At 40.3% G+C, this 11188-nt stretch carries 13 protein-coding genes; 5 read left to right on the forward strand and 8 right to left on the reverse strand.

Going from position 1 to position 11188, the window contains the following annotated elements; genetic code table 11:
• Positions 1-68 precede the first annotated feature (68 nt).
• From HUJ22_RS03145 to HUJ22_RS03155, 3 genes are all read left to right on the forward strand, one after another.
• Positions 69-407, forward strand: coding sequence for a tRNA-binding protein (locus HUJ22_RS03145; protein ID WP_290873633.1), 339 nt, complete (start codon positions 69-71; stop codon positions 405-407).
• A 71-nt stretch (positions 408-478) separates the two neighbouring features.
• Complete coding sequence (locus HUJ22_RS03150; RefSeq protein ID WP_290873635.1) at positions 479-931, forward strand: DUF2141 domain-containing protein; 453 nt, start codon at positions 479-481, stop codon at positions 929-931.
• Positions 932-1014: 83 nt separating this feature from the next.
• Positions 1015-1272 carry a hypothetical protein gene (locus HUJ22_RS03155; protein WP_290873638.1) on the forward strand — a complete coding sequence of 86 codons (258 nt, stop codon included), beginning with the start codon at positions 1015-1017 and terminating at the stop codon, positions 1270-1272.
• Between the two features lie 80 nt (positions 1273-1352).
• Here HUJ22_RS03155 and HUJ22_RS03160 read toward each other — a convergent pair whose 3' ends face one another.
• The 6 genes from HUJ22_RS03160 to HUJ22_RS03185 all read right to left on the reverse strand — a co-directional run bounded on the left by HUJ22_RS03160 (position 1353) and on the right by HUJ22_RS03185 (position 7060).
• A complete protein-coding gene (locus HUJ22_RS03160; RefSeq protein ID WP_290873641.1) occupies positions 1353-1631 on the reverse strand; it encodes a GNAT family N-acetyltransferase in 279 nt (92 codons plus the stop codon).
• A 67-nt stretch (positions 1632-1698) separates the two neighbouring features.
• Entirely contained in the window at positions 1699-2538 is an 840-nt protein-coding gene (locus tag HUJ22_RS03165; RefSeq protein WP_290876621.1) for a 1,4-dihydroxy-2-naphthoyl-CoA synthase, read from the reverse strand.
• An 85-nt stretch (positions 2539-2623) separates the two neighbouring features.
• Positions 2624-3448, reverse strand: a complete 825-nt coding sequence (gene menH, locus HUJ22_RS03170; protein WP_290873644.1) for a 2-succinyl-6-hydroxy-2,4-cyclohexadiene-1-carboxylate synthase — start codon at positions 3446-3448, stop codon at positions 2624-2626.
• Complete coding sequence (gene menD, locus HUJ22_RS03175) at positions 3445-5166, reverse strand: 2-succinyl-5-enolpyruvyl-6-hydroxy-3-cyclohexene-1-carboxylic-acid synthase (protein WP_290873647.1); 1722 nt, start codon at positions 5164-5166, stop codon at positions 3445-3447. Before menD ends, menH begins: the two co-directional genes overlap by 4 nt.
• The gene (locus HUJ22_RS03180) at positions 5153-6613 is read right to left on the reverse strand and encodes an isochorismate synthase (RefSeq protein ID WP_290873650.1); all 1461 of its coding nucleotides are present in this window, start codon (positions 6611-6613) and stop codon (positions 5153-5155) included. The genes menD and HUJ22_RS03180 overlap by 14 nt, the downstream gene beginning before the upstream one ends.
• Before the next feature lie 171 nt (positions 6614-6784).
• Positions 6785-7060, reverse strand: a complete 276-nt coding sequence (locus tag HUJ22_RS03185) for a DUF4290 domain-containing protein (protein WP_290873653.1) — start codon at positions 7058-7060, stop codon at positions 6785-6787.
• Between the two features lie 180 nt (positions 7061-7240).
• Here HUJ22_RS03185 and HUJ22_RS03190 point away from each other — a divergent pair, with 180 nt between their 5' ends.
• Together HUJ22_RS03190 and HUJ22_RS03195 are read left to right on the forward strand one after the other, a co-directional pair.
• Entirely contained in the window at positions 7241-8224 is a 984-nt protein-coding gene (locus HUJ22_RS03190; RefSeq protein WP_290873656.1) for a pyridoxal-phosphate dependent enzyme, read from the forward strand.
• 56 nt (positions 8225-8280) lie between these two features.
• Positions 8281-8598 carry a DUF3467 domain-containing protein gene (locus HUJ22_RS03195; RefSeq protein ID WP_290873659.1) on the forward strand — a complete coding sequence of 106 codons (318 nt, stop codon included), beginning with the start codon at positions 8281-8283 and terminating at the stop codon, positions 8596-8598.
• An 11-nt stretch (positions 8599-8609) separates the two neighbouring features.
• Here the strand turns inward: HUJ22_RS03195 and HUJ22_RS03200 are convergent, their stop codons facing one another.
• Positions 8610-9692: an LptF/LptG family permease gene (locus HUJ22_RS03200; RefSeq protein ID WP_290873662.1), complete on the reverse strand. Its 1083-nt coding sequence runs from the start codon at positions 9690-9692 to the stop codon at positions 8610-8612.
• Complete coding sequence (locus HUJ22_RS03205; RefSeq protein WP_290873666.1) at positions 9685-11115, reverse strand: LptF/LptG family permease; 1431 nt, start codon at positions 11113-11115, stop codon at positions 9685-9687. The genes HUJ22_RS03200 and HUJ22_RS03205 overlap by 8 nt, the downstream gene beginning before the upstream one ends.
• Positions 11116-11188: the final 73 nt, after the last annotated feature.

Here is an 11188-nt window from a genome sequence, read left to right on the forward strand (position 1 = left end):
TTGAACTTTAGCTAAACTAAAAACCCTGTTTTGAAACGAAGCAGGGTTTTTTAATTTTAGCTCAAAAAATGAAAGAAATAAGCTGGCAAGATTTTGAAAAAGTGGAACTCAGAACAGGGACTATTACAGAGGTAAAAGACTTCCCGGAAGCAAGAAAACCGGCATATAAATTGATTATTGACTTTGGACAGGAGATAGGGACCAGAAAATCATCAGCTCAAATAACGGAAGTGTATTCCAATGAGGAACTCATCGGGAAGCAAGTGATTGCAGTTGTTAATTTTCCGCCCAAGCAAATTGGTCCATTTATGTCGGAATGTTTAGTTACGGGTTTTCCTGATAAAGACGGACACGTAGTTTTAGCGGTCCCGGACAAGCCAGTGGAAAACGGAATGAAACTATTTTGAGTTTTTAATGCTTTGTAACTAGTTGATAGTCATTGTTTGAGATTTATTCCAAATTCATTATTCAGAACCTGATGAAGCCTTATTTATTTCTATTTATTTTGGTGCTTAAGTGTTTTGAATTGTCAGCCCAGGAAATCTCGTTTCCTGAAATTTCAGAACAAAAATCTGCTTTTGAATTAGTGATTGAAGGTATTGAAATTGAAAAAGGGGAGATTCGTATTGCTATTTTCAATTCCAGGCAACTGTACCAGGAAAAAGAGAATCCATTGTATGCAATTGTTCTTCCGGTTGAAGAAAATCGAATGGTTTGGAGTGAGGAAGCATTGCCATATGGAAATTATGCAATAGCGGTTTATCACGACATTAACACTAACGGGGAATTAGATACAAATATCCTTGGGATTCCGAAGGAAGCTTATGGATTTTCAAACAATGCACGGGGTAAATTCGGTCCGGCCTCCTGGAAAGATGCGCACTTTAAAATATCTTCCAAAACACACACGATGAGTATCAGAATTAAATAGCTTTCCTCATGGCTCGCATACACTTGTAACAAACCTTCGATTTATACATATTCCCACTTATTTCTAACCAAATGGAGAAAAACATGGAACATGTACACGGGGAAACAGCACAGGTAATGAGTCTGAAAGATTGGGTTATTTCAGTTCTCATTTCGTTTATTCCGATGGTAGGATTTATTATGCTGTTGGTATGGTCCTTTAGCGATAGCACAAATCCAAATAAGAAAAATTGGGCAAGGGCTACGGTGATTATTTTTGCGGCATTCTTTGTGCTCTACCTTATTTTCGCTTTTGTGTTTATGGGGGCGATTATGTCTTCAGGTGGATTTGATTCAATGTAATCGGGAGGCACATTAACTTGAAAGCCTTATTTTCATAAAATGAGGCTTTTTTTATATATCAATATCAGTTCTGTCCAAAATTAAAGCACGTCTTGAAACTGGGGAGTTTTTTGGATGATGGCATTTGCAAAAGGACAAAGCGGCACGATCTTCAGATCATTCTCCCGGGCAAACTCAACACCATGCTGCACCAGTTGTTTGCCATAACCTTTACCACGACCTTCATCTGAAACTTCTGTGTGATCAATAATGATCTTTGTTTCCCCGGCTTTGGAATAGGTCATCTCTGCAATACGCTTGCCATCTTTCTCAATAAAGAAAACGCCTTTGGTTTCGGTAGTTTCGTGCTGGATTTCCATAAACTATATCCTTAAAAATTATTATGGTTTTAATGTGTTGAAAAATCACCCTTAAACTATTATCGAATTAAGAAGGAGACCGGTCAAATTTGTCCCAGTTGGGCTTTCGTTTTTCCAGGAAGGCATTGCGACCTTCCTCGGCTTCGTCGGTCATATAGGCTAACCTGGTAGCTTCTCCTGCAAATACTTGCTGTCCAACCATGCCGTCATCTATTGCATTAAAGGCAAATTTGGCCATCTTGGTTGCGGTAGGACTTTTTGTTAAGATCTCCTGAGCCCACTCATACGCCACTTCTTCTAATTCATCATGAGGAACAACTTTATTCACCATACCCATTTCAAAGGCTTCCTGTGCAGAGTAATTGGCGCCAAGGAAAAAGATCTCACGGGCACGTTTTTGTCCCACTTGACGAGCGAGAAGTGCTGAACCGAAACCACCATCAAAGCTGGCTACATCGGTATCGGTTTGTTTGAAGATGGCGTGCTCTTTACTGGCCAGGGTGAGATCACAGACTACATGAAGGCTATGTCCGCCCCCGACAGCCCAGCCGGGAACCACCGCAATTACTACTTTGGGCATGAACCGAATTAGACGTTGCACTTCTAAAATATTGAGCCTGGCAATACCATCCTCCGCTTTATAACCGGTTTTGGAGCGTACGTTTTGGTCGCCTCCCGAGCAAAAAGCCCATTTTCCATCTTTTTTGGAGGGTCCTTCGCCACTCAAAAGTACTACACCAATATGGTTGTCCTCTTTGGCATCACTCAGGGCTTCATACAACTCAAACACCGTTTTTGGGCGAAATGCATTACGGATTTCCGGGCGGTTAAATGCAATTCGCGCCACGCCGTTAGATTTTTTATAGGTAATGTCTTCGTATTCTTTAACGGTTTGCCAGTTCATGATGGAATATGGTTTTTTAGCAGTTATGCAGGTGAAGGTAAAAACCTGCTGGATTTAAAACTGAAGATATTGAATCCGCTTCTATAATCTAAAATTGGACCGGCTTGCTTCCTGTTACAGAGTTAATTATTGAGACAATGTTTTCCGGTTTATCTAAATACACCCGGTGTCCGGCTTTTTTCACAATGTGAAGTTTAGCATCCGGCAATTCCTTTTCCATTTGCCGATTAAGGTGTACGAATTTTGTGTCTTTTTCCCCCGCAATTAAATGCACGGGAATGGAAATGTCCGGTAACCGGTGTCTTATGCAAGGCATCGTTCCGGTTCCAAAGCCCTGCAGGCTGTTAGCCAGCCAAAATGGATTTTGTTGCTTCTGAATTTCAGCAGCTTGCTTAAGCAATTCTTTTTTTGCAGTAGAAGAAGTAAATAAAGGCATCTTTTCCCAATCTTCCAGAAAGCCTTCAAAGTTACCCAGGATAGCATCAGACCTGCGTGCATCCAATGCCTGCCGGGCTTGCTGTTCTGTTTCTCCTTCAATGCCAAAGGTGCTGCTTTCAAGAATCAAGCCTTTATATAAATCAGGACGATGTAACGCCAGCTGAAGTGCCAGCCTTCCGCCCATACTGTAACCATATAAAAAAAGGGGAATACGAAGTTGTTCGCTGATTAGCTTGGTGAGATCTGCAACTTGTTCTTTGGCAGAAAAGCGATAGTGCAGTTCTGCTCCATCGGTATCACCATGTCCCAGTAAATCAATGGTAATAGGGTTGCAAAAGGTTTTCAAAGCCGGGGTAAGGTGTGCAAAAGATTTCCCGGATCCCATAAAGCCATGCATTAAAACAAGATAGGGAAGCGTTTCTTTTTCCTGGTGAATTTTGAGGTGATAAGAGATTCCGCGAACCCGGATGTTCATGAGCTATCTGTGATCTTAAAATTCCAAAGAGCGTGTCGCTGTTCCATCGATTCATCAGCATCAGTAATACATTCCATAACATGAACTCCCTTTTTTTCAATGAGTTTATCAAAGGTAGGAATAATTTGTTCCGGTCTCGAAACTAAAATGTGATCAATATCATGTGCTCTACACAAAGCGGCAATCTTGGTATTTTGTGGAGTTTCAAAATAAGTGGTGTACTTATCTTTCATTCTCATTTGATGTATCGGAAGCATCCTGAAGATGGTTCCTCCGCCATTATTCAGTACCACAATTACCAGCGGCTGCTTCACTTCTTTAGCCATCAATAACGCATTGGTATCGTGTATAAACGCAATATCCCCAATCATTAAGCACCCGGGGTTTTCATTTGCTATGCTAAGGCCTATAGCAGTAGAAGTAATCCCGTCTATACCTGCTGCACCCCGGTTCACATAAATCTCCTTTCCATCAAATTCTCCAAAGAGCGACATATCCCGGACTGGGAATGAATTTGACAGCATCACAAAAGATTTTTTGGGTTGGGTCTCACTTACTTTTGAGAATACATACCCATCAGTTATGGGGGTGGAGGGATGTAAGTGCTCTTCTCGGAAGGCTTTAAAATCTTTTTCAGTCTTTTTCCATTTTTTCAGCCATTTTTTATCAGCGGAGCCGGTTACATCGGGAATATTAAGAGGTGCTTTTAATTGGATTTGTTTATGTGAAGACAAGCTTCCGTCAACCCATTGTTTTGGATTCATGAAGCTAACCTGCATGACGTCCGAATTTTTATCCAAATATTCATTTAAGGCTTTGCTTACAGGCTGTTGCCCAAATCGTAAAATTAAATCGGCATTTAATCCATTCCAATTTGCAGTATTTCTTAAAAACCCATCAAATCCTTGAATAGTATGACGGGAAATGGGTACCTGAGATCCCGGTTCAGCCAGAACAGGAGCTTCAAGCGTGCGGGCAAGCGGGGTTATAAAATCAAGCGGATCAGAAACGGAGGTGGGGCCGACAATAATAAGGGGTTTTTCAGCAGAGATTAAATCCGACCAAAAAGTTTCTCCCAGTTCCATTTCACCTATTTGCTGAGAATATTTAGGAAAAGGTTTACGTGAATGTTTTTCATTCTCAAATTCAGTCTTTTTCAGAAATTTCGGATCTGGTTCAAACGGTTTGGAGAAAGGAAAGTTCAAATGAGCAACCCCGGTTTCATCAACCGACTGCTGAACAGCCTGCATTGCAGAAAGCTGAAGGCGCTTGAGACTTCGCGGGTTTGTATCGGGTTCTCCAACTTCATGAAAGAAAACAGGGTAGTTCCCAAAGATTTTAAGCTGATCGATGGTTTGCGAAGCTCCGAGTCCCCGGTAATGGGGAGGGCGGTCGGCACTTAAAATTATCAAAGGCACACCTGACTGTGAAGCTTCAATCACAGCGGGATAGTAATTGGCAAGTGCCGTACCTGAAGTACAAACCAAAACAGCCGGTTTGCCGGAAGATTTTGCGAGTCCCAATGCTGTAAATGCAGCCGATCTTTCATCAACACCAATGTGTTTGGTGAATCCGGAGTGAGCGGAGAAAGCCAGGGTTAGGGATGTAGATCTGGATCCCGGTGAAATGACAACATGTTGCACCCCTTCTTCAAATAAAGTGCGAACAAAAACGGTACTCCAGTAAAAAGCTATATTCTGCGGTTCATTTTCTTGCATGTTCCAACGCGGTTAACATCGGGATGAATTTTAGATTTGTTTCATCCCATTCTTTTTGAGGGTTTGAATCCTCAACGATACCACATCCTGCGAAAAATCGCACTTCATTAGTTTTAATTAATGCACTGCGAATGGCGACTACAAATTCACCTTCTCCATGGGCGTTAATCCAGCCGATGGGAGCTGCATACCAACCCCGGTCAAAATGTTCCAGTTTATTGATAAAGGGCATAGCAGCGTCACGCGGATATCCTCCAACTGCAGGAGTGGGGTGCAGCCGGGATAATACTTCCGTTCTGGATACTCCCTTTTTAATTTTAGCATGAACGGGGGTATAAAGGTGCTGTACATTTGAAAGTTTTTTAATACCGGGAGAAACCGGGTATTCAAAAACATCAGAATATCGTTGAAGATTTTCTTCAATAGCATCCAAAACAAAAGCGTGTTCACTAAGATCTTTTTGGCTGTGAAGCAGTTCATGTTCTAAAACTGCATCTTCGGAAGCTGTTTTTCCCCGAGAGATACTTCCGGCGAGTCCTTCCGTTAGAACTTCCCGCTCATGAAATGAAGCCAGCCTTTCCGGGGTGCTACCTATAAAACTTGATTCCCCATCCTGTCTTATCAGGAATGAATAACAATCGGGATATTGATTCCGGAGATGATTGAGTATTCGGGTGTCGGAGACATGACTTTGCAGCTTAACCTTCAGCTCCCGGGCTAAAACAATTTTCTTAAATGCCTTGGATTTAATTAAGTCGGTGGCATTTTCAACAGAATGCACCCATTGTTTATAAGCTTCGGAGTCAATACCGGGTATATCAATTTTGGAGTTGAATGATTGTTTGGATTCTACATGGTATGAACTCGCATCACAAATAGAATCTAAACGATCTAGTGTTGACAAATATGATTGATAAATTTGCTGATTATCAACACCAGGCTCAATTTTTTTTGTGATTGTAAGGACGGTAAATTTGCCATCTTTTACCAAAACCCATTCCGGAAGATTAAAAGAACCTGCACCGAAACTTCTCCATTCCTGCCCAATATTGTGATCAAAAAATGAGAACCCACCCAAAAGATGAACGGAGGCCAAATGATGCTTTACATTTGAAATATGGTAAACTTTGCTGAGTAACTCTTTCCCTTGATCAGAAGATTCTCTAAAACGATTTTTACCGGTTGTTTGAATACGTTCAAGAGATCCGCCGGCAGCAATTGCAAATCCATTCGACGGTTTTTCCCAATAATATTGAAAGCTTTTCGAATCAGCATTTTGTTCTAAAACAGCAAGGGCATCTACAACCGGTATCTGAATTGAAAAAGAAAGGTATTGTTTTTCCGGGTGGGCAGAGGTGAATTCAATAGCTTCACTTAGAGCCAAACTTGATATTTGCTGCCCGAAGCATTCTTTTACCTCATTAAAAACGGGATTCTCTGAATCCATATAACATTGATTTTAATTTTCAATATAAATTGAAAGTACGGATTATTAGAGCAATGTTAAACTATTTTGTTTTGGTTTTCGAGAGAAATTTAATAATGCTTCTAAACAGAGGAAGATAAAAATCAGCGCTCTTTATAAAGGGAAAATCAAGAGTTAGCTTTTATTTCACTTTTATTGGGCGTCATCATTATCGCCGGTAGCATAAGGATTGTGAATACCATACTCATCAGGATTGTATTCAGCTAATTTGAAGAAATGCTCCCATGCTGCTTCACTTTTGCCATCTTTATCTACCCAGGTAGGATGGCTTTGTTTAATGAGCCCGACCACTCGCTTGGCGTAAGAAACTCGTTCCTGGGTATCTTCAATTCGGGGAAGTGCGGCAATCATGAGGTCGAGATTATAACCGCAGTCAAAGTCTTTTGGTTTTTCTTGATGTATAAACATTGGGAAGATTAGGTAAAACTGTTTCTTCGAAAATAAGGGATATTCCTTTGAGATTACAAAGAGTTTTTATTTCAAGCGAATTTGCTTTTCGTAATCAGATTAAAATATTCATAAGCCTATAGTTGAATTATTTCTTAGTTTTAAGGTTTAGGTTCAGAAACTATCATTACAAATAAATTCATGTATAACAATTCTATTCTTGAAACAGTAGGGAATACCCCACTTATCAAATTAAATCATGTTAACGGCAATTCTGCAGGTACTCTGTTGGCTAAAGTTGAATATTTCAACCCCGGCCACAGTATCAAGGATCGTATTGCCATAAAAATGATTGATGATGCAGAGAAAAAGGGACTGTTAAAACCCGGTGGCACCATTATTGAAGGGACTTCCGGGAATACAGGAATGGGATTGGCACTTGTGGCTGTAAACCGTGGATATAAATGCATTTTTACCACCACGGATAAACAAAGCAAAACCAAAGTAGATCTGCTTAAAGCGTTGGGCGCAGAAGTAATCGTTTGCCCAACCAATGTAGAGGCTGATCATCCCGATAGTTACTATTCTGTAGCCAAAAGATTAAGCGAGGAAATTGAAAACTCTTATTATCCCAATCAGTATGAAAATAAGAGTAATTTTTTGGCGCATTACGAAACAACCGGGCCGGAAATTTGGGAGCAAACAGAGGGCAAAATCACCCATTATGTAGCCGGGATGGGAACTGGCGGAACCGTTTCGGGAGCCGGAAAATATTTGAAAGAGCAGAATCCCGATATCAAGGTAATTGGAATTGACAGTGTAGGATCCGTATATAAAAAATATTTTGAAACCGGTGAATTCGATAAAAATGAGATAAAACCTTACATGACGGAAGGAATTGGCGAGGACATCATCCCCGGCACCATTGATTTTGATTATGTAGATGAAGTTATACAGGTAAATGATAAAGATTCTGCACTGGTAACCCGGAGACTGGCTCGTGAAGAAGGATTATTACTCGGTTGGTCGTGCGGAGCAGCGGTTAAAGGGGCTCTGGATTACATATCTGAGAATCCTTTAGGAAAGGATGATATAATGGTTATCATAATGCCGGATAGCGGGACCCGTTATATTCATAAGGTTTATAACGATGACTGGATGAAAGAACAGGGATTTTTGGATTAATAGATCCCTAAATTTGTATTTTGTAAGTCAATAAATTTCAATTATAAAAAAATATTATGGCCAAGAAAGATCAGACGATGAATCCCGGACAAATGGAAATTGAATTAAAAGAAGAAGAAGCAACGGGCACTTACTCAAATCTTGTAATGATTACCCACTCGCCATCAGAATTTATCCTGGATTTTATTGCGGTGATGCCGGGGGTACCCAAGGCTAAAGTAGTAAAAAGAATGATTTTGACCCCGGATCATGCAAAGCGATTGGCGAATGCATTAAATGATAATGTTGCGCGCTACGAAAAAGAGCACGGGGCTATTAGTTCCCAGGATAAAGTTGATATGCACATGTATCGGGGGCCCCAACCGGAAGCGTAAGAATATTGAAGTTATTTTTTTGCTTCGAGAAGCAGTCCTATTCCCACAAGGAAGAAGAAGATATGGGGCAGTGTAGCTGCTAACTCAGGTGAGAGCGCTCCATAATAGCCAAAAGGTTCAATGATTTTCATAAAGGCCAGGTAAAGAAAACTGATAGTCAGACCTGCTGCCAAATAAGCTCCTTTGCCACCTCTTCTGCGAACACTTGCAAATGCAAAGCCCACTATAATTACCACAATTATCGAAAAAGGATAGGCTAATCTCCCATAAAACTGCACTTGCGGGATCTCAATTCCGCCGGCTCCGCTTCTCTTTATAGAATTGATGTATTCAATGGCTTCGGCATAGGTTAGCTGGTAAACGTCAGAAGTTGTCCGAGCTAGGTCTCTTGGAAAAATGTTAATTACAGTGTCTTTCTGACTGATTTTTTCCTCTTTATACCCGGTTTCTGTAAAAATGAGTTCGGTGGCGTTCTCAAGTCTCCAGCTTTGGGTTGTATCGATCCAAACCATTCGGTTTGCTGTGGTAGTACGGGTGATTTTTTCATTTTCAAACTCAATGAGACGAATACGGTAGGCAATCAGCTGCTTATTATCAAAATAATTGACTTGCAGTTTTGTGTTTTGAGATGGTTGACGATAGATATCGCTTTGGTCAATTCTTTCGGTTTTACTTTGAAGATACTTTTCCTCGAAGGCTATTCGTTCCGTATTTGATTTAGGTATAATGAATGCATCAAGCAGGCTAATGCCTACAGCACAAATAAGTGAAAAGACGATGTAAGGAACTATTAGCCTGTATAAACTAACCCCTGCAGCCTTCAATGCTGTTATTTCCAACCGGTCAGAAAGTTGGCCCGTTAAGAATAGGCAAGCAACAAAAACAGCTACCGGCAATACCAATCGTGTCATCTCAGGAATGAAGTTGAGGTAATAGTTCCTGAATATTTCAGCCATTTCGGCTCCCTGGTCGGCAAAATCATCACTGTTTTCAGAGAAATCAATCATGATGAATATGAAAATAAGCATCAGCAACACGAACAACGTTATTGCAGTTAGCCTCAGGAATATATATCGGTCAAAATGTTTAATCACTTTTCTTAAATAAATCTTTAATACTAAAACCAGTTGCTAAATGGATGATGAGATATATTCCGGCTATTGAGAGTACGATATTAAATGTCCACATGCCTATAAAAGGGGATACGAGCAGACGATCGGCCAATTTTTCTCCCTGAATTAAAGCTACCCAGTAAAAAGTTAAAACCACAGTGCTTATGAGTGCGGCAAAACCGAAATTACCCCTTTTTGTCATGATGCCAACAGGGGCCCCAAATAGTATAAAAACTACACAGGCAAAGGGGATGGAAAGTTTTTTATGGATTTCGACTAAATACCGGGCAATTCTTTTTTTCCGCCATTCAATATTCGATTGTATCGATTCTAATCGTTTTTGATATTCTGTCAATTGCCGGATAGATTCACTGAGTAAAGACCGTTGGGTGGACGCATTGTCAAAATGATTGGGAACGATATACCCACTCTCAAAAGCTGGAATTGGTTTGGTATTGGTATTTTTCGACATTTGTTGGTGAACAAAATAAGATTCCCCACCCCCATATTTCCTGGAAGCAATAAGGCTGGAGTCTTTGCCGGCCATAGCTACTTGTTTATTAACTTCCTTGTAGAGAGAGTCCACCACTATGAACATAGCTCTTGAACTCATGGTTCTGTCACTGCGGTTTCGATCTTCCGGATCGGATCTCATAAAGGAAAGGTCAGACAGATCCAATGTCATTACATGCTTGTCAAAGGTATTTCGCTCAATTAAAGTATTATTGCCCCGTTTGGGTTGAGTAAACTTGAGGCTGTATCCATTCATCAGGTTTAAGTTCAGGGCTTGAGCATTTTTACTTACCAATAAGCCTTTTTCTGCGATTATATAAGCCCGGTCGCGATTATTTTCGGGTTTTTGAAATAGAGTAATGTCGTAAAGACTGTCAGTTTCACCGTCAATTTTCTCCACTAAAAAGGTATACCCTTCTATACCGTCATAAAAGATATTTGGTTTTAACTCGAAACCCGGCTTTTTGACTCTGATATCAATAAAAAGAGACCGTGCCTTTTGATTGGCCTCAGGCAAAACATTATTTGAAAACCAAGCGAGCCCTACAAAAAGTAAAAGGGACGTTATTAAAACGGGACGTATGATTTTCATGGGATTAATACCGGAAGCCCGAAGTGCGGTAAGTTCATTTAGTTCTGAAAACTTACCATATGCCATTAATGTAGCTACAAGTACCGCCATAGGAGCCGCTAAGACTACCATATAAGCCAAATTCGTCAGGATTAACTCAATGATAACTTTAAGCGGAATGTCTTTACCAATCAGATTATCAATATGCAGAATCAAAAACTGCATTAACAAAAGAAACATCAGCGTAAAAAAGCAGAATAGAAAAGGATTGACATGCCTTTTAAGCAGGTCTATTTGTAGTTTATTGATAAATTTACCCACTGCTATTCCGGTACTTGTGAATTTTTATTAACAACTGTAAATGATAGACATTTTAATTACGAGTGAAAAATGC

Origin of the sequence: Gracilimonas sp., assembly GCF_014762685.1 — a bacterium.
In the GTDB taxonomy this organism is placed as follows: Bacteria; Bacteroidota; Rhodothermia; order Balneolales; family Balneolaceae; genus Gracilimonas.

Coding starts and splice junctions, on each gene's coding strand:
- HUJ22_RS03145 (WP_290873633.1), top strand. CDS start 69: ATGAAAGAAATAAGCTGGCAAGATTTTGAAAAAGTGGAACTCAGAACA.
- HUJ22_RS03150 (WP_290873635.1), top strand. CDS start 479: ATGAAGCCTTATTTATTTCTATTTATTTTGGTGCTTAAGTGTTTTGAA.
- HUJ22_RS03155 (WP_290873638.1), top strand. CDS start 1,015: ATGGAACATGTACACGGGGAAACAGCACAGGTAATGAGTCTGAAAGAT.
- HUJ22_RS03160 (WP_290873641.1), bottom strand. CDS start 1,631: ATGGAAATCCAGCACGAAACTACCGAAACCAAAGGCGTTTTCTTTATT.
- menH (WP_290873644.1), bottom strand. CDS start 3,448: ATGAACATCCGGGTTCGCGGAATCTCTTATCACCTCAAAATTCACCAG.
- menD (WP_290873647.1), bottom strand. CDS start 5,166: ATGCAAGAAAATGAACCGCAGAATATAGCTTTTTACTGGAGTACCGTT.
- HUJ22_RS03180 (WP_290873650.1), bottom strand. CDS start 6,613: ATGGATTCAGAGAATCCCGTTTTTAATGAGGTAAAAGAATGCTTCGGG.
- HUJ22_RS03185 (WP_290873653.1), bottom strand. CDS start 7,060: ATGTTTATACATCAAGAAAAACCAAAAGACTTTGACTGCGGTTATAAT.
- HUJ22_RS03190 (WP_290873656.1), top strand. CDS start 7,241: ATGTATAACAATTCTATTCTTGAAACAGTAGGGAATACCCCACTTATC.
- HUJ22_RS03195 (WP_290873659.1), top strand. CDS start 8,281: ATGGCCAAGAAAGATCAGACGATGAATCCCGGACAAATGGAAATTGAA.